Raw genomic sequence first — 26,969 nt, 5'->3', positions numbered from 1 at the left:
TGAGCGTTGAGCTTCCGGAGCCCCGGAGCCGGACGGGCGGTGCGCTTGCCCCGACGGCCGCGCCTGCTGATACCCGTACTGATCGCCGTGGTGGCGATCGTCGTATTACTGCTCGTCTTCGCGGGGATCTACACCGACTACCTCTGGTACGACTCGGTGCACTTCTCCTCGGTGTTCTCCACGATGCTGCTCACGCAGGTGCTGCTGTTCGTCGTGGGCGCCGCCCTGATGCTGGCCATCGTGGGCGGCAACATGGTGCTCGCGCACCGCACCCGCCCGATGTTCGGCCCGGGGATGTTCGGCGCGCCGCAGGGCGCCGACCGCTACCGGGTGGCCCTCGACCCGCACCGGCGGCTGGTCTTCCTGGTCGGCATGGGCGTCCTCGCCCTGTTCACCGGATCGTCCACGGCCGGGCAGTGGAAGACCTGGCTCCTTTTCGCCAACGCCACGCCGTTCGGCCAGAAGGACGACCAGTTCGGGCTCGACCTCTCGTTCTTCATGTTCACGTATCCGTTCCTGCGGATGCTGCTGAACTTCCTGTTCACCGCCGTGATCCTGTCGATCATCGCGGCCACCGCCGTGCACTACCTGTACGGCGGCTTCCGCATCTCCTCGCCCGGAGGGGTGCACGCCACCCGGGCCGCCCGGGTCCACCTGTCGGTGCTGCTCGGCGTGTTCGTCCTGCTCAAGGGCGCGGCGTACTTCCTCGACCGGTACAGCCTGGTCTTCTCCGACCGGGGCAAGGTCTTCGGCGCCTCCTACACCGACGTGCACGCCGTGCTCCCGGCCAAGGGGATCCTCGCGGCCATCTCCATCATCTGCGCGCTGATCTTCTTCGCCGGCGTCATCCGGCCCGGCGGGATGTGGCCGGGAGCGGCGTTCGGGCTCCTCGTCCTGTCCGCCGTGCTGATCGGCACCGTCTATCCCTCGCTGGTCGAGCAGTTCCAGGTGCGGCCGAACCAGCAGAGCAAGGAGCAGGCGTACATCCAGCGCAACATCGACGCGACCCGGAAGGCGTACGGCGTCGATACGGCGAAGGTCACGGAGTACAGCGCCAAGACCGACACCGACGCCTCCGTGCTGCAGACCGAGGCGTCGGCCATCCCCGGGATGCGCCTGCTCGACCCCAGCCTGCTGTCGCCGACCTTCCAGCAGAAGCAGCAGATCCGCGGCTACTACCAGTTCCCCGAGCAGCTCGACATCGACAGATACATGGTCGACGGCAAGCTGCGCGACACCGTCGTGGCGGTCCGGGAGATCGGCCTCCCGCCGGAGGGCCAGCGCAACTGGATCAACAGCCACCTCGTCTACACGCACGGCTTCGGGTTCGTCGCCGCGCCGGGCAACAAGGTGGACAGCAGCGGCCTGCCGGTCTTCAGCGAGAAGGACATCCCGCCGGCCGGCGACCTCGGCGACTACGAGCCCCGCATCTACTTCGGGGAGAACTCGCCCGACTACTCGATCGTCGGCGGTCCCAAGTCGGCCAAGCCGATCGAGCTCGACTACCCCCAGCAGGGGCAGCAGGGCGCCGACCAGCAGAACAAGACGGGCCAGGTCAACAGCACCTACGAGGGCAAGGGCGGCGTCTCGGTCGGGAACTTCTTCCGCCGCCTCCTCTACGCCGTGAAGTACGGCGAGACCAACCTGCTGCTGAACTCGAACATCAACTCCGAGTCGCGCATCCTCTACAACCGTGAGCCGGTGGAGCGCATCCAGCAGGTCGCGCCGTTCCTCACGCTGGACCGCGACCCGTACCCGTCCGTGGTGGACGGCCGCATCGTGTGGATCGTGGACGCGTACACGACCTCCGACTCCTATCCCTACTCCGAGCGCAAGAGCCTGGAGTCGCTGACCACGGACGTGCAGAGCAGCCGGCTCGGCGTGCCGCAGGTGCCCAGGGACGAGATCAACTACATCCGCAACTCGGTGAAGGCCACCGTCGACGCCTACGACGGCACGGTGACGCTCTACGCCTGGGACGAGAAGGACCCCGTCCTCCAGACCTGGCGGAAGGCCTTCGGCGGCGTCGTCAAGCCGGCTTCGGAGATCAGCCAGGATCTGCGCAACCATCTGCGCTACCCGGCCGACCTGTTCAAGGCCCAGCGGGAGATCCTGACCTCCTACCACGTCACCGACGCCAACGCGTTCTTCGGCGCGCAGGACTTCTGGAAGGTCCCCGAGGACCCGGCGACCCAGAAGAGCAAGCAGCCGCCGTACTACGTGACGATGAAGATGCCGGGCAGCGACACCGAGCGGTTCTCGCTGACGTCCACGTTCGTGCCCAACCAGCGGCAGAACATGGCGGCGTTCATGGCGGTCGACGCGACCGCCGCGACGCCGAACCCGCAACTGGAGATCCTCCAGCTACCGAGCACGACCGCGGTGCAGGGACCACCCCAGGCGCAGAACCTGTTCGAGTCGAACCCCACGGTCTCGGAGCGGCTCAACCTGCTGCGCGGCACCGCCGGCGCGACCGACGTGCTGTACGGAAACCTGCTCACGCTGCCGTTCGGCGGTGGCCTGCTCTACGTCGAGCCGGTCTACATCCAGCCGCGTGCGGAGAGCTCGGGCAAGTATCCGACGCTGCGCAAGGTTCTCGTGCTGTTCGGCGAGAAGGTCGGCTTCGGCGACAACCTGAGCGAGGCGTTGCAGCAGGTGTTCGGCGGCACCGTGGCCACGCCGCCGGAGCAGACGCCCGACCAGCAGCCCAACCAGCCGCCGGACCAGGTCGCCCAGCCGCCGGCGAACTCCTCGGCACTCGCGTCCGCGCTCGACCGGGCGGAGCGGGCGTTCGAGGACTCGCAGAAGGCGCTGTCGGACACCCCGCCCGACTGGAAGGCGTACGGCGACGCGCAGAACGCGCTCAAGAAGGCGCTGGACGACCTGGCCAAGCTCAAGGTGGCAACGCCGTCGTCGACGGCGACCCCGGCCCCGAGCGGGAGCGCCGCACCGAGTGCGAGCGCGAGCCCGAGCGGCGGTCCCTCGGCCGCCGCTCCCACTCCGGCGCCGAGCGGCTGAACAGGTGCGGAGCCTCGCGCCCACCGCGGCGCGGGGCTCCGGTTTGCCTCCCGGCCCGCGGCGGGATAGTCTCGTAGAGCCGACGCGGGGTGGAGCAGCTCGGTAGCTCGCTGGGCTCATAACCCAGAGGTCGCAGGTTCAAATCCTGTCCCCGCTACTCAAGTCGAAGGCCCGGTGCCCGGAAACGGACACCGGGCCTTCGCGTTGTGCGGAGTCCGCGAGGTTGATCGTTACCCCGGACGCCCCCGATGGTCATATGTCCCGATTGTTCACATTTGTGTGTTTCGGTTAGCGTATGCGGCGTACTAGACGCTGAGTCGGATGACGCATGCCCTGGGCGGCTTGTCCTCCTGCTGTGGCCGTCGATCGTGAGAACGAGGAGTATCCCCTTGAGCAGTCCCGTCCTGGAACCCGCGGCGCAGGCATTCGTGGAGGCCACCGCGAATCCGCCCTATCTCTTCGACCTCGGGCCGGTGGACGGCCGCAAGACGGTGGACGAGGTGCAGAGCCCGGAGATCGAGGTGCCCGGGACCGAGAAGGAGAGCCTGGGCGCGGTGACGGTCTTCCGGCCCACCGGGGTCGCCGGGCCGCTTCCGGTCGTGCTCTACATCCACGGCGCGGGCTGGGTGTTCGGCAACGACCACACGCACGACCGTCTCGCCCGTGAACTGGCGCTCGGCGTCGGCGCCGCCGTGGTGTTCGTCAACTACAGCCTCTCGCCCGAGGCGCGCTATCCCGTCGCCACCGACGAGAACTACGCCGCCCTGCGCTGGGTGGCCGAGCACGGCGCCGAGCACGGGCTCGACCCGGCCCGCATCGCCGTCGCCGGCGACTCGGTCGGCGGCAACATGACCGCGTCGCTCACCCTGACGGCGAAGGAACGCGGCGACGTGCGACTGGCCGGTCAGGTGTTGTTCTACCCGGTCACCGACGCGAGCTTCGACACGGGCTCCTACCACCAGTTCGCCGAGGGCTACTTCCTCCGGCGGGACGCGATGCAGTGGTTCTGGGACCAGTACACGACCAGCGAGGAGCAGCGGGCCGAGATCACCGCGTCTCCGCTGCGGGCCACCGCCGAGCAGCTCGCCGGTCTGCCGCCCGCCCTCGTCATCACGGCCGAGGCGGACGTGCTGCGCGACGAGGGCGAGGCCTACGCGGCGAAGCTGCGCGAGGCGGGTGTGCCCGTCACCGCGGTCCGTTATCTCGGCGTCATCCACGACTTCGTCATGCTGAACGCCCTGCGCGACACCCACGCCGCCGGGGCGGCCATCGCCCAGGCCGTCGCGTTCCTGCGCGGCGTGCTCGCGCAGCCCTGATCGCCTCGGTCGCGGCTCCGCGCCGCTGAAGCCGAAGGCCCGGTGCCCCGGGAACGGGCACCGGGCCTTCGCGTTGCCAGGAGCACGCGGGATTCTCTAGCGTCGTGGTGTGAGTGGAGTGTTGACGGTCGCCGAAGCCACCCCCGAGGACGGGGACGTGGTCGGCGAGATCCACGCGGAGTCGTGGCAGGCGGTCTACGTGGGGTTCTTCTCCCCGGAGTTCGCCGCGGAGGCGATCAGACATCGGCGTGGCAAATGGCGTGACGTGCTTCTCCAGAAGAGGGACACCGTCCTGCTCGGCGCGCTGGACGGCCGGCCGCTCGCCTTCACCTACTTCGGCTCCTCGCCGGCCCGGCCGGAGGCCGCGGAGATCTTCGGCTGCTACGCCCATCCGGACGGCTGGGGAACCGGTGTCGCCAACGCGCTGATGGCCGCGACCCTGCGCAGGATCGGCGAACAGGGCTTCGGGCGGGTCCACCTCTGGACGCTCCGGGACACCCCGCAGGCGCGCCGTTTCTACCAGAAGAGCGGCTTCACCGAATCGGGCGCGGTCCGCGACCACGACTTCGGCGACGGCAACCCCATCGAGCAGGTCGAGTACGAGTTGTCCCTCCCCTGACCCCGGCCTCCCCCGCCCGGCACCCCGGTGAGCGTGACTCATTGGCTGTCGGTCGGTCGCCGTGGGCGAGTGGTGGGGATCCAGCTTGGACAGGAAGGCGATGGCGGGGCAGGTCTCGACCAGCTCCGCGAGGTCCTGTTCGTGGCGGGCCGAGATCAAGATGATGTGCGGCCGGCCTCCGGCGTCTTCCTCTGGCCCGATTTGCCGCCTGGTCCCGGTGACGGGTATGGTTGAGACACAACGACGCGGGGTGGAGCAGTTCGGTAGCTCGCTGGGCTCATAACCCAGAGGTCGCAGGTTCAAATCCTGTCCCCGCTACCAAGAGTCAAGGGCCTGGTCTTCCGAATCGGAGATCGGGCCTTTGGTCATTTTTGGGCCCAATCCACCACGAACGTTCGAAAACCTTCCACCACGGTGGAGTTGCACATGATCAGGTTGGATCGCTTGGTCAACGTGCTGGGCGGGTACGGCGTACGGCTGTGCGGGCGACCCGAGACGCGTTCGGCACAGTTGCGAAGTGTGGCGATACCGGACGCGACCGACAGCCGGGTCACCGGTGACGTGCTCGTGGCCGTGGGAGCCGGGTCGGTGACCGAGGCGGTGCGGTGGGCGGTCGCGGCGCAGGCGAAGGCGGTCCTGGTGCGCGCCGGAGCCGAAAGCGAGCGTGAGGCCGCCGCGACCGGCGACGCCCAGGGCGTGGCCGTGATGCGGGCCGACCCCGCGGTGCCCTGGAGCCACCTGGTGGGCCTGGTCTACGGCCTGGTGCTGGAAGGGCGGGAGACCGAGTCGGGGCGGGGGCCCACGGACCTGTTCGCGCTGGCCGACAGCCTGGCGGACGTCGTCGGCGGCGCGGTGACCATCGAGGATCGGCTCTCGCGGGTGCTCGCGTACTCCCGCTCCCAGCAGGCGGGCGACCCGGCCCGGCTGGAGACGATCCTGGTGCGGCAGGTTCCGGACCGGCTGCGGGCCCTCTTCCGGTCACGGGGGGTGTTCGCTCGTCTGTCGTCGACGGACGAGCCGATCTTCGTCGAGCCGGACCCGGACCACGGCCTGACCGGACGGATGGTGGTGGCGGTGCGGGCCGGGCGCGAACTGCTCGGCTCGGTGTGGGTGACCTGCGCCGGCCCGCTGACCGGGGCGGCGCACACCGCGCTGGCGAACGGCGCGCGCACGGTGGCGTTGCACCTGCTCCGCTCCCGGGCGAGCGCCGACCTGGAGCGGAAGGTGGAGTCCGACCTGGTCATCCGGCTGCTTGAGGGCACCGCCGACGCTGAGACGGTGGTCAGCCAGCTGGGGCTGGCCCCGCGGGAGATGCGCGTCATCGCGGTCCGCGCGCACACGGCCGAGGACCGGCACGCCATGCTTCTGCTGGCCTTCGACCGGGCCACCGCGGGTTTCGGCTGGTCCAGGCCCGGGCGGAGCGCCCTGCTGGGCGACACGCTCCATACGATCCTGCCGGGCACGCGGGCGTCGGCGGCGCGGGAGTGGGTGGACGCGCTGCGGGCCGCGCTGCCGTCGCGGGTGCGGATGACGGCCGGGATCGGCGGCGTGGCCCAGGCGGCGGAGCTGCCGGCCAGCCGGCAGGAGGCGGAGGAGTGCCTGGCGCTGCATGAGAGAGGCGCACCCCAGGCCGAGCCACCCGCGTACGACGAGTCCTGGGACGACATCCTGCTGCAGCGGTTGCGGGCCGCGGCGCGCGCGGGCCGGACCCCGGCACGCGGGCCGGTGAGTGTGCTGCGACGGCACGACGCCCTCCACGACACCCACTACGTGCCGACGTTGCGGGCATGGCTGGAGGCCCAGGGCGATCTCGCTGTCGCCGCCGAACGGCTCGGCGTACATACCAACACGGTCCGCAACAGGCTGCGCAGGATGAGTGAGGTGACTCTGCTGAACCTGGACGACCCGCGCAAGCGCCTCGCCATGGTCATCACTCTGGCCGCCGAGGACGAATAAGGGTTGTCTGGAACCCACAAGACGGACGTTGCGATTGTGCGGCTGCCACAACGGTTCGCGGCGCCGTACGGGCCACGCTGGGGGAAGTGATCGCCTGGTGTGGAGGTGGGGTATGTCCGGCGCCGAGCGCGTCAACGAGTGGCCGCGGTCGGTGATCGTGGTCGGCGCGGGGATCGTGGGTCTGTCGACCGCGTGGTTCCTGCAGGAACGCGGTGTGGAGGTCACCGTGGTCGACCGCCGGGGCGTTGCGGCCGGCGCGTCCTGGGGCAACGCGGGATGGATCGCGCCGGGCCTGGCCATTCCCCTGAACGAGCCCTCGGTCCTGCGCTACGGCCTGCGTTCGCTGCTGAATCCGGCCGCGCCGCTGCGCATCCCGGCGACCTTCGATCCGGGACTGTGGGCGTTCCTGACCCGCTTCGCCGCCAACTGCCGGTGGTCGTCCTGGACCCGGGCGGTGCGCGCCAACCTGCCGCTCAACGACGAGTGCATCGAGGCGTACGGCGTGCTCGCGGCCAACGGCGTGGCCGCCCCCGTCGAGGACGCGCCGATCACCGCGGGGTTCCGCACGCCGCGCCAAGCCGAGGGCCTGCTCCATGAGCTGCGCAGGATGGCCGAGGCCGGCCAGCCGGTCGACCACACGCCGCTGGACGCCCGGCAGCTGGTAGAGACCGTGCCGCTCGCCTCGGAGGCCCTGACCGCGGGCGTGCGGATCGACGGGCAGCGCTACATCGACCCCGGCCGCTTCGTCCACGCGCTGGGTGAGGCCGTCACGGCCCGGGGCGCCACGGTCGAGATGCATGAGGTCGCCGACGTGCGCAGCGACGGCAAGAAGGTCGTCGTGGTGGCCTGTGACGGCGCCGTCCTGTCCGCCGACGCGGTGGTGCTGGCCACCGGCGCCTGGCTGTCCAGGCTGGCGGGCCGCTGGGGCGTACGCGTCCCCGTGCGGGCCGGCCGCGGCTACTCCTTCACCGTCCCCGTGGACCACCCCGTCCCCGGCCCGATCTACCTGCCGGACGTACGGGTGGCGTGCACGCCCTACCAGGGTGGCCTGCGGGTGGCGGGGACCATGGAGTTCCGCGACCCCGACGCCCCGGCCGTCGAGGCCCGGCTGCGGGCGATCACCGCCTCCGCCCGCCCGCTGCTGCGGGGGGTGCGCTGGGAGGAGCACACGGACGTCTGGGTCGGTCCCCGGCCGGTCACGCCCGACGGACGCCCGCTGGTCGGCGCGACGGACGCCCCGGGGATCTACGTGGCCGGCGGGCACGGCATGTGGGGCCTGGCCCAGGGCCCGGCAACCGGACGGCTCCTCGCCGAGCAGATCACCACGGGCAAGCAGCCGGCCGCTCTGCGGGAGTTCGACCCGCTGCGCTGATAGCAGTTTTTCCGGGTTTGTCGTGGGGCGACAACATTCTGGTGATAGATGTCGCACTGTGACATTGAGGCGGCACCCCCCGGTAGTGAAGGCTCCCCGCATGCAGGCCCGCATCACCTTGGAGGACGTCACCGCCCTGGCCCGGGGTTGCGCCGTGCTCGGCACCGGCGGCGGCGGTGACGTGCGCCCCGGCGCCATCGCCGCCCGGCGCGCGATCCGCGAGCACGGCGAGGTGCCGCTCGTGTCCCTGGACGAACTGCCCGATGACGCCCTCGTGCTGCCGCTGTCGGGCATCGGCGCGCCGACGGTCAGCCACGAGATGATCCACGGCGAGGACGAACCAGTACGGATCGCCGAGGAGATCGAGCGGATCTTCGGCCGGCCGCCGGCCGCCGTGATGTCCTCGGAGATCGGCGGCGGCAACGGGGTCGCGCCGGTCGCCTGGGCGGCGAGGCTCGGCCTGCCGCTGCTCGACGCCGACGCCATGGGCCGGGCGTTCCCCGAGGTCCAGATGGTCTCGATGTACGTGGCGGGCATCCCGGCCGACCTCGTGGTCATGGCCGACGTCGCCGGCAACGTCGTGACGATCCGGCCGGTCGACGGACTGTGGTCGGAGCGGCTCGCGCGGGCCGTCTGCGTGGCGGCGGGGTCGAGCGCGCTGATGGCCGACTACGTGCTGACCGCCCGCGAGTGCGCGGGAGCGGTGATCGAGGGAACGGTGAGCCGGGCGATCGCGGTGGGCCGGGCGACCGAGGGCGCCGCCGACCCGCTCGCCGCCCTCACCGCCGAGCTGGGCGCCGTACGGCTGCTCACCGGCAAGCTGGCCGATCTCGACCGCCGGACCACCGGCGGCTTCGCCCGCGGCACGGCGACGGTCGAGGGCACCGGCGACGACCGGGGCAGGACGCTGATCCTGGAGATCCAGAACGAGAACCTCGTCGCCCTGGAGGACGGCCGGGTCCGGGCCATGGTGCCCGACCTGATCACGGTGGTCGACACCCAGACGGCGACGGCGGTGCAAACCGAGGCGCTGCGGTACGGCCAGCGGGTCACCGTGCTCGCCTGGCCCTGCGATCCCCTGTGGCGTACGCCCAAGGGCCTGGAGACGGCGGGCCCGCGCGCCTTCGGCTACGACCTCGACTACCTGCCGGTGGAGAAGATCGCATGAGTGAGCGAATCGGTGACCGCGGCGCGGTGCGCGCATGCGACTCCGAGCCGTCGGGCGAGGAGGTGGCATGAGCGCGAGCCTGCGTGTCGGGATCGACGTGGGCGGCACCAACACCGACGCGGTGGTGCTGGACGACGACGACCGGGTGCTGGCCACGGCCAAGCGTCCCACCAGCCCCGACGTCACCGAGGGCCTGCGCGCGGCGCTCGACGCGGTCCTCGCCGGGCTGCCCGACCCGCGCCTGGTCACCCGGGTGATGCTCGGCACCACCCACGCGACCAACGCGATCCTGGAGCGGCGGGCGCTCGGCCGGGTCGCCGTGCTGCGTCTCGGCGCTCCCGCGACCACGTCCGTGCCGCCGCTCAGCGAGTGGCCGGACGACCTGCGCGACACCGTGGCGGCCGGGACGGCGATCGTCCGGGGCGGCTACTTCGTCGACGGGAGCGAGATCGCGCCCCTGGACGAGGACGCGGTGCGGAGGTTCGTGGCCGGCACGCCCGCCGACGCGGTCGCCGTCACCGGCGTGTTCAGCCCGGCGAGCGCCGACCAGGAGAACCGGGTCGCCGAGATCATCCGGGCCGAGATCGGCGAGGTGCCGGTGAGCCTCAGCCACGAGATCGGCTCGCTCGGCCTGCTGGAGCGTGAGAACGCGACCGTGCTCAACGCCGCGTTGTACGGCGTGGCGCGTGACGTCACCGCCGCGCTGCGCGAGGCCCTGGAGGCGAGGGGCCTGGAGGTCGAGACGTACTTCGCGCAGAACGACGGCACGCTGATGGCGGTCGGCTACGCCGCCCGCTACCCGGTGCTCACCATCGGCTCGGGCCCGGCCAACTCGCTGCGCGGCGCGGCGTACCTGTCGGGCGTCGCCGACGCGATCGTCGCCGACGTCGGCGGCACCTCGACCGACCTCGGCGTGCTCGTGGGCGGCTTCCCCCGGGAGTCGGCCGCGGCGGTCGAGATCGGCGGCGTCGCGACGAACTTCCGGATGCCCGACATCCTGTCGATCGCGCTCGGCGGCGGCACGATCGTCGGTGCGGAGCCGCGCTCGGTGGGCTACCGCATCGGCGCCGAGGCCCTCGTCTTCGGCGGCTCCACGCCGACCATGACCGACGCGGCCGTGGCGGCCGGGCGGGGCGCGGTCGGCACCCACCCCGTCCCCGGGGAGTGGCGCGACAGGCTGGAGCGGGCCGTACGGGCGGCCGACGAGGCCGTCGCGGACGCGGTGGACCGTGTGGCGCTGGGCCGTTCGCGTTCGGGCCGGGCGGACCGGCCGCTCGTGGCGGTCGGCGGCGGCGCGTTCCTGCTGGCCGAGCGGGTGCCGGGGGCGCGCGAGGTGATCCGGCCGGAGCACGCGGAGGTCGCCAACGCCGTGGGGGCGGCCATCGCGCTCGCCAGCGGGCGGATCGAGACGATCGTCCCCGCTGCGGGGGGCGGGAGCGCCAGGGCTAGATTGATCGACAACGCCAAGGAGGAGGCGGCCGCGAGGGCCGTCGCCGCCGGGGCCGACCCCGAGTCTGTCCAGATCGTCGAGCTCAGCGAGATCCCCCTCAGCTACCTGCCTGAGCCCGCGGTGCGCCTGCACGTCAAGGCCGCCGGCCCTCTCGCCCGGCTGGCCGGATAGGAAAGGAACCCCCTTCATGCGCTGGCACAAGCGTCTTCTCGCGGCGGGAGCCGTGGCCGCAGTGACCCTCTCCGCCGCGGCCTGCGCCGGCGGGCAGGTCCGCGGCGCCGCCGACTCCACCGAGCCCGCCCCCTCGGCGGCGGGCGGGGCCGGGAGCGCGGCCGACAGCACGTTCACGTACGTCCCCAACCTCGACGTCGTCACCGACTGGGACCCCGCGAGCTCGTATTCCAACGAGATCATCGCGATGCAGAACATCTACGAGTCGCTGACCCGGTACAACCCGCAGACGAAGAAGGCCGAGCCGCGCCTGGCCTCGTCGTGGACCTCGTCGCCCGACGGCAAGAAGTGGACCTTCACCCTCCGGCAGGGCGCGACGTTCCACACCGGCAAGCCGGTGGACGCCGCCGCCGCGAAGGCGTCGATCGAGCGCACCATGAAGGAGGGCCAGGGCGCGGCCTACATCTGGAGCGCGGTCAAGAAGATCGAGGCCAAGGACGCCACGACGCTGGAGTTCACGCTCAAGTACCCCACCCCGCTCGACCTGGTCGCCTCGGCCGGCTACGCGGCGTACGTCTACGACACCACGGCGGCCTCCGGCGACCTGAAGAAGTGGTTCGGCGAGGGCCACGACGCGGGCTCCGGGCCGTACACGGTCGAGAGCTGGCAGAAGGGCAAGGAGACCGAGCTCACGCTCAAGGCCTTCGACGGCTACTGGGGCGGCTGGGACGGCGCCCACTACAAGAAGCTCGCCTTCCGCGTCACGCCCGAGCTGACCACCGCCTGGCAGCTCCTGCGGGGCGGCGAGGTGACGTTCGTCCAGCGGCTCAACGCGCAGCTGTTCGGCGAGGCCGCGAACACCGGCACGGTGCAGACCTCGCAGACGCCGTCCTTCCAGAACCTGCTCGTGCTGTTCAACACGGCCGACGGCCCGCTCAAGGACGTGAAGCTGCGCCAGGCTCTGCAGAAGGCGATCGACTACGACGGCCTCGTGGCGGCGCTGAAGGGCGCGGGCGTGGCCGCCAGCGGCCTGGTGCCGGAGGGCCTGCTCGGCCACACCCAGGGCATGACCCCCAAGCAGGACCTCGCGGGCGCCGAGGCGCTGCTCAAGGAGGCCGGCTACGGCCCCGGCGGCAAGCGGCTGGAGCTGTCGCTGACCTACGCCCAGGGCGACAGCGACCAGGAGCTGCTGGTCACGCTGCTCAGCTCGGCGCTCGACAAGCTGAACGTCAAGCTGTCGGCCAAGCCGCTGCAGTGGACCACCCAGTGGGACCAGGGCAAGGCGAAGGACCCCGCCAAGCGGCAGGACGTCTTCGTCATGTACTGGTTCCCCGACTACGCCGACGCCTACTCGTGGTTCGTCAACGTCTTCCACGGTGAGGACGCGGTGCAGTTCAACCTCTCCTACCTGAAGGACGCGGCGGTCGACAAGGAGATCGACGGGCTGCCCGCGCTCACCGCGACCGACCAGTCCGCCGCGGAGAAGGCGTACTCCGGCCTCCAGGAGAAGATCATCAACGAGAAGGCCGCGGTGGCCGTGCCGTACGTGCAGACCTACCAGCGGGCGTTCGCCAAGTCGGTCCAGGGCTACACGGACAACCCGGCCTATCCGAACGTGGTGTTCGCCTACGACCTGAAGCCCGGCGCCTGACCATGCCGGGGTACCTGATCCGCCGGCTCGGCCAGGCCCTCCTGGTCGTGGCCGGCGTGATCGTCCTCACGTTCGCCGTCATGCGCCTGGTCCCCGGCGACCCGGCGGTGGCGTACGCGGGACCCAAGGCGACGGCGGCCGAGCTCGCCGACGCCCGGCGGCGGTTCGGGCTGGACGACCCGCTGCCGGTGCAGCTGTGGAACTACGTGCGCGACCTGCTGGGCGGCGACTGGGGGACCAGCCTGCACACCCGGCGGCCGGTGCGCGACGACCTCTTCCAGGCGTTCCCCGCCTCCCTGGAACTCGTCGGCGCCGCGCTGGTCGTCGCGCTGGCCGCGGGCATCCCGCTGGGGATCGCCGCCGCCCGCTACAAGGGCCGCCTGCCCGACCTGTCCGTACGGCTGTCGTCGATGCTGGCCGTCTCGGTGCCGGTGTTCTGGCTGGCGCTGGCCCTGCAGACGGTCTTCGCCAGCGGCCTCGGCTGGTTTCCCGTCGCGGGGGAGTACGACGCGTCGCTCGACCGGACCAGCCCGCTTCACCTCTACACGAACGTCACCGCCGTGGACGCGCTGATCACCGGCAACTGGCCGATCCTGACGAGCACGCTGTCGCATCTGGTGCTGCCCGCCCTCGTGATCGCGGCGTACCCGGCGGGGGTGGTCGCCCAGATGACCAGGGCCGCGCTCATCGAGGAGTCGTCGCGCGAGCACGCCCGGCTGGAGCGCGCCCTCGGCTTCGGGGAGACCGCCGTGCTCACCCGCTTCTCCCTGCGCCCGGCGCTGAACCCGGTGCTGGCGCTGATCGCCCTCGTCTTCGCGTACTCGATCGTGAACGGCTTCCTCGTGGAGGCCGTCTTCAACTGGCCGGGCCTCGGGCGGTACGCCGCCGACTCGATCCGCTCGCTCGACACGCCCGCCATCGCCGGGGTGACGCTGCTGGTCGCCGTGCTGTACGTCGTCGCCAACCTCGCCGTGGACCTCCTCCAGGGCGTGGTGGACCCGAGGGTGAGGGCGCGATGACCACCCCCGCCCTGCCCGTCTACCGCCGTACGCCGCTGCGGCGCCTGGCCGGGGTGGACCGGCTGGCGGTGGCGGGCGGCGTGCTGCTCGGGATCGTCGTGCTCGCGGCGCTGCTCGCGCCGTGGATCGCCCCCTACCCGGAGGACGGCGGCTCGGCCACGCATCCCCTGGAGTCCCTGCTGCCGCCGGGCGGCGACCATTGGTTCGGCACCGACCAGGTCGGCCGCGACGTGTTCAGCCGGGTCCTGTTCGGCGCCCGCACCTCGCTGTTCATCGCCGTGGCGGTGCTCGCCGTTAGCGGCGCGGCCGGGGTCCTCCTCGGAGTGGTCGCGGGGTACGCCGGCGGCTGGGCCCGCGACGTGATCATGCGGGTGACCGACGTCTTCCTCGCCTTCCCCGCCCTGCTGCTGTCGCTGGCGCTCGCCGTGGTGCTCCAGCCGAGCGTGACCACCGTGATCGTGGCGATCGCGATCACCTGGTGGCCCTGGTACGCCCGGCTCACGGCGTCGGTCGCCGCGTCGGTGGCCACCCGGGGGTTCGTCGACTCCGCGCGCTGCCTCGGCGTGCCCGCGCCGCTCATCGTGCTGCGGCACGTGCTGCCCAACTCGCTCACGCCCGTGCTGGTGCAACTGTCGCTGGACGGCGGCGGGGTCATCCTCACCGCCGCCGCGCTGTCGTATCTGGGCCTCGGGGCCCACGAGCCGACCCCCGAGTGGGGCCTGATGGTCCAGCAGGGCCAGTCGCTCTTCACCACCGACTGGTGGGTGGTGACCTTCCCCGGCCTCGCCATCCTGGTCACCGCGTTCGCGTTCAACGTGCTCGGCGAGGGGCTGAGGGCGAGGCTGGCCCGATGAACCTGATCAGCGTCAGGGATCTCGTCGTCCGGATCGGCGACCGGGTCATCGCGTCGGTCCCCGAGCTCGACGTCGCCGCAGGGGAGTGCGTGGCGATCGTCGGCGAGAGCGGGTCGGGCAAGACGACGACCCTGCTCAGCACGCTCGGCCTCGTCCACGGCGCCGACGTCGCGGGGAGGATCCGCGTCGGGGAGGTCGACGTGCTCACGGCGAGCCCGGCGCGGCTGCGGGAGATCCGCGGTTCGCGGGCCGCCCTGGTCGTGCAGAGCCCGCAGGCCGCGCTCAACCCCACCATGCGCCTCGGCACGCTGATGCGCCGCGCGCTCGCCCGGCACGGGGTGAAGGGCGCGGCGGCGCGGGAACGGGCCGAGGAGGCCGTCCGCGCGGTGCTGCTCGACCCGGAGATCCTGCGCCGCCATCCCCACCAGGTGTCCGGCGGCCAGGCGCAGCGCTTCGTCATCGCGCTGGCCCTCGCGCTCGGCGCGCAGGTCCTGCTGGCCGACGAGCCGACCAGCGCGCTGGACGTCACCGTGCAGGCGGAGGTGGTCGCGGTGCTGCGGCGGCTGCGCGACGAGCGCGGCCTCGCCGTGCTGCTGGTCTCCCACGACCTCGCGCTGGTCTCCACGATCGCCGACCGGGTCGTGGTGATGCGCGACGGCGCGGTGGTGGAGAGCGGCCACGCGGCCGAGGTGTTCGCCCGGCCGCGCGACCCCTACACCCGCGAGCTGATCGCCGCCGTCCCCCGGCTGCCCGAGCCTGAGGAGGGGTCGTGACGTTGCTCGCCGCCGAGGGGGTCACCCTCGCGTACGGCACGACGGCGGTGGTCCACGACGTGAGCCTCGCCGTGGACGAGGGCGGGGTGGGCCTGATCGGGGAGAGCGGCTCGGGCAAGACCACGCTCGCCCGCGCGCTGCTCGGTCTCCTGCGTCCGCGCTCCGGCGTCGTCCGGTACGGCTCCCGCGACCTGGCCGCGCTCGGCCGCGCGGGCCGGGCGGAGTTCCGCCGGGCCGTGCAGCCGGTCTTCCAGGACGGCAGCGAGGCGCTCGACCCCCGCATGACCGCGGGGGCGTCGATCGCCGAGGCGCTGACCACCCATCACCGCGTGCCCCGGGACGAGCGGCGGGACCGCGTGGCCGCGCTCCTCGCCGGCGTGGGGCTCGATCCCGCGCTGGCCGGCCGCAGGCCGCACGAGATGTCCGGCGGCCAGCGGCAGCGGGTGGCCATCGCCCGCGCCCTCGCCGTGGAGCCCCGGCTGCTGGTGCTCGACGAGCCGACGAGCGCGCTCGACGTCACCGTGCAGGCCCGGATCCTCGAACTGCTGGAGGGCCTCGCCGCCGACCGCGGGCTGGGTTATCTGCTCATCACCCACAATCTCGGCGTCGTGGGGCGGCTGTGCCGCACGTCGTCGGTGCTCTTCGCCGGGCGGGTGGTCGAGTCGGGCCCGACCGCGGACCTCCTCACCCGGCCGGCCCACCCGTACACCCGGGCGCTGCGCGACGCGGTGCCGCGCCTCGGCGGCGAGCCGCCGCGTACGGCCGGGCGGACGGAGGCGGCGCCGGCCCCCACCGGCTGCCCGTTCCGGCTGCGCTGCCCCTGGGCGGCGGACCGCTGCCGGGACGAGGCCCCGGAGCTTCGCGAGCTGGCAGGACGTAAGGTGGCGTGTCACCGCGCGGAGGAGGTGCTGACCACCCCGGCCTCCTAGGTCGCGCGCGTCCCCCGCGACGGAGGAGAGGCACCCGATGCGCCGCGTCAGTGACCTGCTGAGGACCCCCGCGGGCCGGAGGCTGACGCTCGTCGCCGGACCCTGGGACGCCCGGGAGGTCGACAGCGTCGTCCTCGTCGACGAGATGCGCGAACTCGCCGCGGCGGCCCCCGGGGCCCTTGCGATCCTGTCCCGCCACGCCATGCGGTCGTGCGACGTGGCCGGCGCGCTGCGCCTGGCCGGAGGCCGCGGGCTGGCCGGGATCGTGCTGCCCGGCCCCTCGGGCACCTCCCCGGAGATGGTGGAGGTGGCCCGGCGGGAGAGGGTCGCCCTGCTCGCCGGGGCCTCCGACCACTCCCTCTCGGACACCGTGCTCGGCCTCAGCGCCGCCGTGCGCGCCGACCCCGGGCTGCTGCTGCGCCGTACGCGGGAGGCGATCGACGGGCTCGGCGCGATGGAGGGCGCGGGCGAGGACGACATCCTGCGCGCGGCCTCCGCCTCGGTCGGGGTCGCCTACCGGGCGTCCGGCCTGGCCGCGCCGGGGGCGAACGCCACCGTGATCCGGATCGGCGGACGGCCGGACGGCTACGTGTGCTGGGACGGCGAGGACCCCGCGGCGGCGATCGTCGCCCAGGTCGTCGCCACCACGCTCGGCCGGGTGCGGGCCGCCGCCCGCGAGACGGAGGCGGCCCGCGAGCGCGCGCTGCTGGCCCTGCTCGGAGCCAGGGACGGCGGAGCCGCCGCCCGCCGCGCCCGGCACGCCGGCGTGCCCGTCGAGGGCTGGCACGTGGCGGTGTTCCTGCGCGACCCCGCCGCCGGGGTGGCCGATGCCGTGCTCCGCGAAGTGCGCAGGACGGCCGGCGCGACCCTGCCCGGCCTGCTGGGCCTCGGCGAGGCCGCCGACCTGGCCGCGCCGCCGCTGGTCACCCGCTGGCAGGACGGCGTGCTCGTGGTCCTCACCACCGACGAGCGGACGACCGCCCGCGCGCCCGCAGAAGGGCCGCCGGGCCTGGGCACGGACCTGGGTGCGGGAGTGGGGACCTGTCAGGCGGGGCCCGACGGGCTGCGCCGTACGGCGTCGCAGGCCCGCGCCGCCGCCGCCCGCGCGGAGGCGGGGCAGGCCGTGGCGTTCGACCGGCTGGGGGTGCACGCGCTCCTCGCGGAGCTGGGCGGCAGCGAGAGCGCCCTGATGGCCGCCCGCGACCTGCTCGCCCCACTGGAGCGTCTCGGCGCCCTCAGCGCCCACGCGGTGCCCACGCTCAAGGCGTACCTGGACTGCTGGGGCTCCCGGACCAGGGCGGCGGAGCTGCTCAGCCTGCACCCCAACGCGGTGGCCCACCGGATCAGGCGCATCGCCGAGACCCTCGACGCCGACCTGTCCGATCCGCAGACCCGGTTCGCGCTCCAGCTCGCCTGCCACGTGGTGCTCGACCACGACTGTCTCCCGGGGACAACAACGTCGATCACGTCGTCGTGAGGACACATCGACGCGGCGTGCGCCTCGTCCTACCGTGCCGGGCATGACCACCGTGATCGGAGTGGACGTCGGCGGCACCTTCACCGACCTCGTCCTGCACGACGCCGCGACCGGCGAGATCAGGGTCGCCAAGCGGCCCACGACGCCGGCGGCGCCGGAGCGCGGGGTGCTCGCCGCGGTCGACGCGGCGGTGCCGCCGGACCTGCTCGCCCGCTGCCGCCACTTCGTGCACGGCACCACCGTCGGCCTGAACGCGCTGCTCGAACGGCGCGGCGCGACCGTCGGCCTGATCACCACGGCCGGGTTCCGCGACGTGCTGGAGATCCGCCGCGGTGACCGCGACGACCCCTACGACCTGTTCTGGACCCCGCCGCCGCCGCTCGTGCCCCGCCGGCTGCGCCTGGAGGTGACCGAACGGGTGGCCGCCGACGGCTCGGTCGTACGGGATCTGGAGCCGGAGGACGTGCGCCGGGCCGCGGAGGTGTTCGCCGCCGAGGGCGTGGACGCCGTCGCGATCGTGCTGGTGAACTCCTACGCGAACGCCGCGCACGAGACGAGGGCCGCCGAGCTGCTCGCGCGGGCCGGGTTCGCGGGGCCGGTCTCGCTGTCGCACGAGGTCTCGGGGGAGTACCGGGAGTACGAGCGCACCTGCACCACGGTCGTGGACGCGTTCGTCCGGCACCGGATGGGCCCCTACCTGCACGACCTCGACCGTGAGCTGCGGGCCAGGGGCTTCGCCGGCGACCTGCTCGTCACCCGCTCCGGCGGCGGGGCGCTGACGCTGGCCGAGGCCGCGGCGCGGCCGTTCGAGACGATCCTGTCCGGCCCGGTGGCCGGGGCCGCCGCGACCGCCCGCCTCGCCGCCTCCCTCGGCCCCTCCCTCGGCATCGGCACGGCCGTGGCCGCCGACGTGGGCGGCACCAGCTTCGACACCGCGCTCGTCGAGGACGGGCGGCTGCCGCTGCTCTACCAGGGGGAGGTCGTCGGCCTGCCGCTGCAGAGCCCCTGGGTGGACGTGCGGTCGGTGGGCGCGGGCGGCGGGTCCGTGGCATACGCCGACGCGGGCGGCCTGCTGCGGGTCGGCCCGCGCAGCGCGGGCGCCGACCCCGGGCCCGCCTGTTACGGGCGCGGCGGGACCGAGCCGACGGTCACCGACGCGGCCCTGCACCTCGGCATGATCCCGCGCGGGCACATCTCGGGCGGCATCGAGCTGTCCGAGGAAGCGGCCGCCCGCGCGCTCGCGCCGCTGGCGGGCCCGACCGGCATCGACGGCGTGGACGCCGTCGCGGTGGGCGTGATCAGGATCGCCGCCGCGCACATGGCCCAGGCCGTGCGCGGCGTGACCGTGGAGCGGGGCGTGGACCCGCGTGGCGCGGCCGTCGTCGCCTTCGGCGGCGCCGGGCCGGTGTTCGGCTGCCTGCTCGCCGACGAACTCGACGTGGACGTCGTCGTCGTGCCGCCCAACGCGGGCAACTTCTCCGCCGTCGGCCTGGTGCAGGCCGACGTCGTCCGCTCGGCCGCCCGCACACTGGTGCGCCCCCTGGACGACGCGGCGCTGCCGGTGATCGAACGGCTGGCGGAGACGCTCTTCGAACGGCTCGCGCAGCCGGGGGCCGTCCGGGAGGTCGACCTCGACCTGCGCCACCGGGGACAGGAGCACACGCTGACGATCCCGGTGCGGCCGGCGGAAGACGACGTGGCGGCCGTGTCCGCCCGGTTCTCCGAGGCCTACCACCGGGCCTTCGGCCACACGCTGCCCGATCCGCTGGAGGTCGTCACCGTACGGGCGACCAGCCGGGTCGTGCTCGACGACGCCCGCCCCCTGGTGCCGGCCCCGCCGTCGGGCGAGGGCGGACGGGGGACGACGCGGCTGTGGTCGTTCCGCCGGGAGTCCTTCGCCGAGGCTCCGGTCGTCCGCCGGGAGGACCTGCGCGGCGTGACCGAGGGCCCCCTGCTGGTGGTGGAGCCGACCGCGACCACCTACGTGGACGCCGGCTTCGCCGTGGAGACGCACGAGAGCGGCAGCCTCGTCATCACAAGGAAGGACCGGCGATGACAGTCGTCCGCACCCGCTACGCGGAGGTCCACCCCGGGCTGGGCGACGGCGCCGACCCGGTCACCACGGAGATCATCCGGCAGGGCCTCAACGCGGCGGCCGACCAGATGAAGCAGTCGCTGATCCGCACCGCGTTCTCGCCGATCATCTACGAGGCGCTGGACTTCGCGGTCGCCTTCTACGACGCGGACATGTGCATGCTGGCGCAGGCCCCGACGCTGCCCGCGTTCATGGGCACGCTCGGCTTCTGCGTCCGGGAGGCCGTCGAGGGCGTCGGCGGGCCCGCCGCCCTCAGCCCGGGCGACGTCATCCTCTACAACGACCCGTACGGCACGGGCTCGCATCCCCAGGACGCGGCGATGGTGGTGCCGATCTTCCACGAGGACGTGCTGGCCGGCTACTCCGTGATCAAGGCTCACTGGCTCGACATCGGCGGCAAGGACCCCTACTGCACCGACACGATCGACGTCCACCAGGAGGGCACGATCTTCCCCGGGGTCAAGCTGTACGACGCGGGGCGCCTCGTCAGCGACGTCTACCGGATGATCCTCGCCAACAGCCGGATGCCCGAAATGGTCATCGGGGACATCAATGCGATGGTCGCCGGGGCGCGGACCGGGGCCGAGGCCCTCGGCGCGCTCGTGCGGAGGCACGGCCTCGGCACCTTCCGCCGGTGCGTGGCCCGGATGTACGCGCATGGCGAGGCGCTGGTGCGCGGCTGGTTCGAGCGCCTCCCGGACGGCGTCTACCAGGCGTCCAGCGTCATCGACTCCGACGGCGTCACCGGCAGGCCGATCCCGTTCGGCGTCGAGGTCGTCGTGGCCGGCTCGTCGGTGACGGTCGACCTGACCGGCTGCCCCGACCAGGTGGGCGGGCCGGTCAACTGCCCGCTGCCCTCGACGGTGGCGGCGGTGCGGATCGCGGTGTCCTTCCTCGCGGGGGCGGGCGAGCAGCCCAACGAGGGCCACTTCCGCCCGCTGGAGCTGCTCACCCGGCCCGGCTCGCTGTTCCACCCCCTGCGGCCCGCGCCCTGCTTCATGTACGGCATCCCCTCCGACCACGCCATCGAGCTGATCATCAGGGCGCTCGCCGACGCCGTGCCGGGATCGGTGCCCGCCGCGAGCGGCGGGGACATCAACGCCCTCGTGTGGTGGGGCAACCGCGAGGCCACCGGCGAGCCGTGGGCGGACGGCGCGCCGCACCCGGTGGGCCAGGGCGCCTCACGGTCGGCCGACGGCGCGAGCGCGCTGATGTACATCTCCGAGTCGGCCACCCGCTTCACCCCGGCCGAGGTCTGGGAGGCGCGCAACCCCTGGCGGATCGAACGGCTCGCGCTGGCCGAGGACTCCGGCGGCCCGGGCCGCCACCGCGGCGGGCTCGGGCTCGACCTGTCCTTCCGGGTGCTGGAGGACCAGTACCTCACCGCGGGCCTGGCCAGGACCGCGCTCGCGCCCTGGGGCCTGGAGGGCGGCCTGCCGGGCCGGCCGAACCGGCTGACCGTGGAGTATCCCGACGGGCGGGCCGAGGAGTTCTCGCTGAAGACGCGGATCTTCCTGCCCAGGGGCGCGGTCGTGCACCTGCGCACCGGCTCGGGCGGCGGGTACGGCCCGCCGGAGGAGCGCGACCCGGAGGCCGTGCGCGCGGACCTGCGGGAGGGCTACATCACCCCCGGGCACGCCCGGCGCCACTACCCCCACGCGGTCGGAGAGCCGGGGATCACAGGGCCTGCAGTCCGCCGATCACCTCGGTGAGGAGCTTCTCGGTCGGGAAGCGCGCGACGTTGGCGGGCGGGCGCACCTCCACGAGCCCCTGCTCGTGGAGGTCGCCCACGAGCACCCGTACGACGCCGAGCGGCAGGTCGATGGCCACGGCGATGTCCGCCAGCGACGCCGCACGCGCGCACAGGCTGAGGATCATCCACTGCTCGGGACCGAGGCTGACCGGCGTCGGCCCGCCGATCGCGGTCACGATCGCGATGATGTCGATGTCCTTGTTGGACGGCCGGACGCGCCCGCGAGTCAGGGCGTAGGCCGGGACGACGGGTCCCGCGTCCTCGTCCAGCCACTGGTCCTGCATGCGGTCGCTCACCTCGGGTCCTCCTGGCCGGCGTGCTTGTCGTTCTTGGGCCCCCGGTTGAACGAGGCGAGAATGATGTCCTCCGGGGTGACCTCCTCCGTCTGCAGGCGGGTGAGGTCGTCGTCCTTCGGATAGACCATGAGCGCGGATGGGATCAGCACGATGGCGGTCGTTCCTCCGTATGGCGAGGGCCGAAGGGTCACGCGGATGTCCCGCCGGGCGGCGAGGCGCGCGACGACGAACAGCCCCATGCGGTCGGTGTCCGCGATGTCGAACTCCGGGGCGTTCGCCAGGCGCCCGTTCAGCTCCGCGAGGCGTTCCTTGGTCAGCCCGAGCCCGCGGTCCTCGATCTCCACGGCGAAGCCGGTGCCCACGATCTCGCCGCGTACCGCGACCGGCGTGTGCGGCGGGGAGTAGACCGTGGCGTTCTCGATCAGCTCGGCGATCAGGTGGATGACGTCGGCCACCGCGGACCCGTCGAGCCCGTGATCCTCCATCGGCAGCACGTTCACCCGGGCGTAGTCCTCCACCTCGGCCGCGGCGCCGCGCACGACGTCGTACATCGGGACGGGCTTGCGCCAGGCGCGGCCCGGGGCCGAGCCGGACAGGATGATCAGGCCCTCCGCGTGGCGGCGCATGCGGGTCGTCAGGTGGTCGAGCCGGAAGAGCTCCTCCAGCATGTCCGGTTCGGTCGCGTGCCGCTGCATGCCGTGGAGCTGGGTCCGCTGCCGGTGCAGCAGCGTCTGGCTGCGCCGGGCGAGGTTGAGGAAGACCTGGCTGACCCCGCGCTGCAGGCGCGCCTGGCCGATGGCGGCCTCCACCGCGGCCTCCTGCACGGTCGAGAAGGCCCGCCCCACGTCCTGGATCTCGGCGGTCCCGCCCATGGTCCGGATCGGCGGCGCCTCCGACGCCACGTCGACGTCGTCGCCGCTCCTGAGCTTGGCCAGCACCTGGGGCAGCCGCTGGTTGGCGAGGTCGAGCGCGGCCTGCCGCAGCCCGGCCAGCTCGCGGGCGAGACGGCCGCCGACGCGCATCGAGATGAGGATCGAGGCGACGACCGCGAGGAGGCCGAAGCCGCCGGCCAGCACGGCCCGCCGCAGGATCGAGTCGGCGATCGGCGCGGCGCGCCGGGCGAGCAGCGACGCCGCCTCGGTCTGCGCCTTCTGGAACGACTCGGCGAGGTCGTCGGAGGTCGACTGCCAGACCCGCTGCGTACGCGGCGAGATCCGCGGCGCGCTGATGATCTGCTCCTCCTGGAGCCGCAACCGCTGGTAGAGGGGCGTGGTGATCAGGTTCACGTGGAGCTGCCGCAGGCTGGTGTCCAGCTCGGGCAGCGCCTGGTCGATGAGGAACCGCCGGTTGCCCACGAGCTGGGTGAACAGCTTGCGCTCCTCGTCGGTGAGCCCGCCCGACGCGGCCGCGGCCAGCGCCTGCTCCCGGGTCAGCAGCTCCTTGGCGTACCCCAGCGAGATCACGACCCGCGACTGCTGGTAGATCGGGATGTCGTTGATCAGGGCGAGGCTGTAGTGCATCCGGTAGATCGCGTCGCTGACGAGGTTGTAGGTCTCGATGGCGTGCAGCCGCTCCGACAGCCCCTCGTCCACCTCGGCGCGGATCTCGTCCACCCGGGCCAGCCCCAGCAGCATCTCGTCCACCTGCGCGCGCATGGCGGTGGTGGTGGCCGAGCGGGACTCCCGGGAGAGCGCCAGGGTGCGCACCCGCTCCCTGGCGGCGTTGGTGCGCTGGCGCTGGAGGCCCAGCGCGGTGCGGTCGCTCTCGCTCCGCGAACCGAGGGAGCGGGCCGTCGCCAGCCGCTCCGCCTGCAGTTCGACGATCAGGGAGTCGGCGGGCTGCCGCAGCGTGGACCACAGCGTGTTGTACGTGCGCAGGCTCAGGCTCTCCTCGATGGTCACACCGGCGGTGACCGCCCACAGCGTGACCAGAGAGAACAGGGGGACGAGCAGCAGGCCGATGATCCGGGACCTGATCGGCCGGTCACGCCCGCGCGCACTCATGGCACCTCGCCACGTGAGGTACAAGCCTCACATTAAACACTTTTGCGACAGAGATAGAGGTTAGCAGTGAGATAGCCAGCACGCCGCCCTGGTGATCAATTGCCGGAAATATCACGTCCAATCGTGATCTTGCAGTAGGTTCGATCATGATAGACACGGAAAGGACCCGCCCGCATGCGCCGTTTCCTCGTCCTGGGAGTGATGGCGGTGCTGGCCCTCACGGGGTGCGGCGGGGGTGAGCCCGCCGCGATCTCAGCCGCGGGGCTGCCCTCGGCGAAGGACTCGACCTTCGTCTACCTGCACCATCTCGACATCGTCACCGACTGGGACCCCGCCAGCTCCTACTCCAACGAGATCGTCGCGATGGAGAACATCTACGACTCGCTGACGATGTACAACCCCCGGACGAGGCGGGCCGGCCCGCGCCTGGCCGTGGCCTGGACGTCGTCGGCCGACGGCAAGATCTGGACCTTCACGTTGCGCGACGGCGTGGTCTTCCACACCGGCCGGCCGGTGGACGCGGCGGCGGTCAAGGCGTCCGTCGAGCGCACCAAGCGGCTGGGCGCCGGAGCGGCCTACATCTGGGACTCCGTCCAGCAGATCGTCGTGCGGGACCCGCTCACCGTGGAGTTCCGGCTCAAGTACGCCGCCCCGCTCGACATCATCGCCTCCTCCGGCTACGCCGCGTTCGTCTACGACACCCACGCGGCGGGCTCGGGCGACCTCGGGAAGTGGTTCCAGGCCGGCCGCGACGCCGGCTCGGGGCCGTACACCGTGGCGAGCTGGAAGAAGGGCAGGGAGAGGGAGCTGGTCCTGCGGGCCTTCGACGGCTACTGGGGCGGCTGGGACGGCCCGCACTACCGGAACGTCGAGTTCCGCGTCACCCCCGACCCCGCCAGGGCGTACCGGATGCTGTTGCGGGGCGAGGCGAGCTATGTGCAGCGGCTGAACACCGAGCTGTTCCTGCGGGCCAAGGCGACCGCGGGCGTGCGGACGATCCAGGTGCCGTCGTTCCAGAACATGCTCGTGCTGTTCAACACCGCCTCCGGCCCGCTGGCCGACGTACGGCTGCGCAAGGCGGTGCAGAAGGCCATCGACTACGACGGCCTGATCGCCCGGATGAGGGGAGCGGCCGCCCCCGCCTCCGGCCTGGTGCCCGAGGGCCTGCTCGGCCACGTGCCCGGGCGGCGGGCCCGGCAGGATCTGGCCGGCGCCGCCGAGCTGCTCGCCCAGGCGGGGTACGGCCCCGGCAGCGCGCCGCTGCGCCTCACCCTGACCTACGCCGAGGGCGACGACGACGAGGCCCTGCTCGTACGCCTGCTCACCCAGGCGCTCAAGCCGCTGAACGTCCAGGTCCAGGCCAAGGCGATGCAGTGGAACGACCAGTGGAGCCGGGGCAAGGCCACCGATCCCGCCAAACGCCAGGACATCTTCGTCATGTACTGGTATCCCGACTACGCCGACGCCTATTCGTGGTTCCTGAACGTCTTCCACAGCGCCGAGCCGGTGTCCTTCAACCTCACCTACCTGAAGGACAAGAACCTCGACGAGCGGATCGACACCCTGCCGTCACTCGTGACGAGCGACCGCGTGGCGGCGGAGAAGGCGTACGCCGACCTCCAGAAGAGGCTCGTCGAGCAGGAGGCGGTGGTCGCCGTGCCGTGGGTGTCCACCTATCAGCGGGCCTACCTGGGCAACGTCCAGGGCTACACCGACAACCCGGCCTACTCCAACGTCGTCTTCGTGCACGACCTCATCCCAGGAGGGTGAGCGGCGGCGCGCAGGGATGCACGGCGGGTGACTCAGCTCCGGAGGCGGCGGCTGACGCCTCCGCAGTGGGGACCCCGGGGCGCGCGGGGCCGCGGGGGAACCGGCTCGTCGAGGTGGGCGAGCATGGCCTGCGCGCCCGCGGCGTCCGCCAGGATCCGCGGCGCCTGCTCCCCGTCGGGAAGCTGCCCGTGCCTGGCCAGCTCGTGCTCCAGGAAGGTCAGCGGCGCCTGGTCTCCGACGACGTCGGCGGCGACGGTGGCGCGAGCGGCGGTGAGCAGCCCGAGATAGTGCGAACGCAGGATCGCCTCGCGCGTGCGGAGCTGCTCCAGATCGTCGAGCAGGCTGTGCGCGAGCTCGAGCAGGTCGCCCGCGCGGGCCGGCTCGGCCGCGATGTGGGCACGGATGTCGTCGAACTCCGACCGCATGATGATGGCCACCTCCAGCGGCGGAAGTCCGGGCGGCCGGGTTGGCGCCGAACGGAGACTTCCGCGTCTTGTACGTACCGCGGGGCGATTGCGGGCGGCTTGACGTTTGGTTGACCGGGTAGGCGACGTCCTCGCGGGACCGTCACCGGACGAGGAGCGACGGGTGCGTCCGGAGCGTTGTCCCGCACGTCGCACCTCCCCGATCCTCCGCGCCACACCGGCGTGATCGCCGCAGCGCTAAGTAGATGCCTGAGGACCGGATCTGGTTGTCCGCGCGCGCCCCCGCGTTTCGAGAGATCCGGTACGGGCCGGATCTCGTGCCCGGCAACCCACCCCTCGACCTGCGGGAATAGGTCCGGCCCCGGGAGCGTTCTTCTCGGGCTGGGTCATGGTGCTGCCGGAGCCTGGTAATCTTCTGATGTCGGCGCGGTCCGGCGCACTCCTCTTCGATCACCTGGGTGGTTGTGTTGTGTGTGCGCGGCCGGTTGGCCGGCGTCTCCTGTGGCTTCTGGGTCTTCGCACCGGTGGTTTTGCGCCGGGGTGAGGGTTCGGGTAAGTTAGAGGGGTTGCCCCGGAAACGGGGCGGTCGAATTCCTGTCGGTTGGCGGGTTTCGGGTCAAGTCGGTTCTGAACAGGGCGGATTTGACACGGAATGGCTGATCGGGAAGGATTAAGACCACAAGCGAAACGAAACGCCCCGGAGCGTGGGACCCGGTTGACGGGTTTCGGGTGATGGTGGTCGCGTCCGTTTCTTGAGAACTCAACAGTGTGCTAAAAGCCAGTGCATGAATCATGCATGACCCCGTCACCGTTGATTGGTGGCGGATTCCTTTGACGGTGCCTTTCCTTAGCCG

At 72.4% G+C, this 26,969-nt stretch carries 19 protein-coding genes and 2 tRNA genes; 18 read left to right on the top strand and 3 right to left on the bottom strand.

What is annotated here, in order from left to right; genetic code table 11:
* The first annotated feature begins 39 nt into the window (after window positions 1-39).
* The 17 genes from HHX40_RS30850 (at window position 40) to HHX40_RS30770 (ending at window position 21,580) form a co-directional block, all read left to right on the top strand.
* Window positions 40-3,018, top strand: coding sequence for a UPF0182 family protein (locus tag HHX40_RS30850; protein ID WP_310738363.1), 2,979 nt, complete (start codon window positions 40-42; stop codon window positions 3,016-3,018).
* 83 nt (window positions 3,019-3,101) lie between these two features.
* Window positions 3,102-3,175: transfer RNA gene (locus tag HHX40_RS30845), tRNA-Met, on the top strand.
* A gap of 226 nt (window positions 3,176-3,401) precedes the next feature.
* Complete coding sequence (locus HHX40_RS30840; protein WP_244302381.1) at window positions 3,402-4,334, top strand: alpha/beta hydrolase; 933 nt, start codon at window positions 3,402-3,404, stop codon at window positions 4,332-4,334.
* Between the two features lie 109 nt (window positions 4,335-4,443).
* Complete coding sequence (locus tag HHX40_RS30835) at window positions 4,444-4,953, top strand: GNAT family N-acetyltransferase (protein WP_310738362.1); 510 nt, start codon at window positions 4,444-4,446, stop codon at window positions 4,951-4,953.
* Window positions 4,954-5,197: 244 nt separating this feature from the next.
* Window positions 5,198-5,274: transfer RNA gene (locus HHX40_RS30830), tRNA-Met, on the top strand.
* Between the two features lie 105 nt (window positions 5,275-5,379).
* Complete coding sequence (locus tag HHX40_RS30825; RefSeq protein ID WP_182875826.1) at window positions 5,380-6,909, top strand: PucR family transcriptional regulator; 1,530 nt, start codon at window positions 5,380-5,382, stop codon at window positions 6,907-6,909.
* Window positions 6,910-7,021: 112 nt separating this feature from the next.
* The gene (locus HHX40_RS30820; RefSeq protein ID WP_182883405.1) at window positions 7,022-8,281 is read left to right on the top strand and encodes an NAD(P)/FAD-dependent oxidoreductase; all 1,260 of its coding nucleotides are present in this window, start codon (window positions 7,022-7,024) and stop codon (window positions 8,279-8,281) included.
* A gap of 100 nt (window positions 8,282-8,381) precedes the next feature.
* A complete protein-coding gene (locus HHX40_RS30815; protein ID WP_182883404.1) occupies window positions 8,382-9,449 on the top strand; it encodes a DUF917 domain-containing protein in 1,068 nt (355 codons plus the stop codon).
* Between the two features lie 67 nt (window positions 9,450-9,516).
* Entirely contained in the window at window positions 9,517-11,070 is a 1,554-nt protein-coding gene (locus HHX40_RS30810; RefSeq protein WP_182883403.1) for a hydantoinase/oxoprolinase N-terminal domain-containing protein, read from the top strand.
* A gap of 16 nt (window positions 11,071-11,086) precedes the next feature.
* Window positions 11,087-12,721: an ABC transporter substrate-binding protein gene (locus tag HHX40_RS30805; RefSeq protein WP_182883402.1), complete on the top strand. Its 1,635-nt coding sequence runs from the start codon at window positions 11,087-11,089 to the stop codon at window positions 12,719-12,721.
* 2 nt (window positions 12,722-12,723) lie between these two features.
* Entirely contained in the window at window positions 12,724-13,740 is a 1,017-nt protein-coding gene (locus HHX40_RS30800) for an ABC transporter permease (RefSeq protein ID WP_138462720.1), read from the top strand.
* Window positions 13,737-14,594 carry an ABC transporter permease gene (locus HHX40_RS30795; RefSeq protein ID WP_182883401.1) on the top strand — a complete coding sequence of 286 codons (858 nt, stop codon included), beginning with the start codon at window positions 13,737-13,739 and terminating at the stop codon, window positions 14,592-14,594. Before HHX40_RS30800 ends, HHX40_RS30795 begins: the two co-directional genes overlap by 4 nt.
* Window positions 14,591-15,367 (top strand): ABC transporter ATP-binding protein, encoded by a 777-nt coding sequence (locus HHX40_RS30790; RefSeq protein WP_182883400.1) that lies wholly within the window; start codon window positions 14,591-14,593, stop codon window positions 15,365-15,367. The genes HHX40_RS30795 and HHX40_RS30790 overlap by 4 nt, the downstream gene beginning before the upstream one ends.
* Window positions 15,364-16,296, top strand: a complete 933-nt coding sequence (locus HHX40_RS30785) for an ABC transporter ATP-binding protein (RefSeq protein ID WP_182883399.1) — start codon at window positions 15,364-15,366, stop codon at window positions 16,294-16,296. Before HHX40_RS30790 ends, HHX40_RS30785 begins: the two co-directional genes overlap by 4 nt.
* 37 nt (window positions 16,297-16,333) lie before the next feature.
* A complete protein-coding gene (locus HHX40_RS30780) occupies window positions 16,334-17,773 on the top strand; it encodes a helix-turn-helix domain-containing protein (RefSeq protein WP_182883398.1) in 1,440 nt (479 codons plus the stop codon).
* A 43-nt stretch (window positions 17,774-17,816) separates the two neighbouring features.
* Entirely contained in the window at window positions 17,817-19,829 is a 2,013-nt protein-coding gene (locus HHX40_RS30775; RefSeq protein ID WP_182883397.1) for a hydantoinase/oxoprolinase family protein, read from the top strand.
* Window positions 19,826-21,580: a hydantoinase B/oxoprolinase family protein gene (locus tag HHX40_RS30770; protein ID WP_182883396.1), complete on the top strand. Its 1,755-nt coding sequence runs from the start codon at window positions 19,826-19,828 to the stop codon at window positions 21,578-21,580. Before HHX40_RS30775 ends, HHX40_RS30770 begins: the two co-directional genes overlap by 4 nt.
* On the opposite strand, the gene HHX40_RS30765 is transcribed toward HHX40_RS30770, so the two are convergent.
* Both HHX40_RS30765 and HHX40_RS30760 read right to left on the bottom strand, forming a co-directional pair.
* The gene (locus HHX40_RS30765; RefSeq protein ID WP_310738361.1) at window positions 21,546-21,917 is read right to left on the bottom strand and encodes a DUF742 domain-containing protein; all 372 of its coding nucleotides are present in this window, start codon (window positions 21,915-21,917) and stop codon (window positions 21,546-21,548) included. The genes HHX40_RS30770 and HHX40_RS30765 overlap by 35 nt on opposite strands.
* On the bottom strand, window positions 21,914-23,920 hold the full coding sequence (locus HHX40_RS30760) for a nitrate- and nitrite sensing domain-containing protein (protein ID WP_182883395.1): 2,007 nt from the start codon (window positions 23,918-23,920) through the stop codon (window positions 21,914-21,916). Before HHX40_RS30760 ends, HHX40_RS30765 begins: the two co-directional genes overlap by 4 nt.
* Window positions 23,921-24,094: 174 nt before the next feature.
* Here HHX40_RS30760 and HHX40_RS30755 point away from each other — a divergent pair, with 174 nt between their 5' ends.
* The gene (locus HHX40_RS30755; protein WP_182883394.1) at window positions 24,095-25,690 is read left to right on the top strand and encodes an ABC transporter substrate-binding protein; all 1,596 of its coding nucleotides are present in this window, start codon (window positions 24,095-24,097) and stop codon (window positions 25,688-25,690) included.
* 32 nt (window positions 25,691-25,722) lie between these two features.
* Here HHX40_RS30755 and HHX40_RS30750 read toward each other — a convergent pair whose 3' ends face one another.
* Window positions 25,723-26,115 (bottom strand): hypothetical protein, encoded by a 393-nt coding sequence (locus tag HHX40_RS30750; RefSeq protein ID WP_220499785.1) that lies wholly within the window; start codon window positions 26,113-26,115, stop codon window positions 25,723-25,725.
* Between the last annotated feature and the right edge of the window lie 854 nt (window positions 26,116-26,969).

This window comes from Microbispora sp. H10949 (genome assembly GCF_014161435.1).
Lineage (GTDB): Bacteria > Actinomycetota > Actinomycetes > Streptosporangiales > Streptosporangiaceae > Microbispora > Microbispora triticiradicis.
This window is presented reverse-complemented; position numbering and strand designations above follow the sequence as displayed.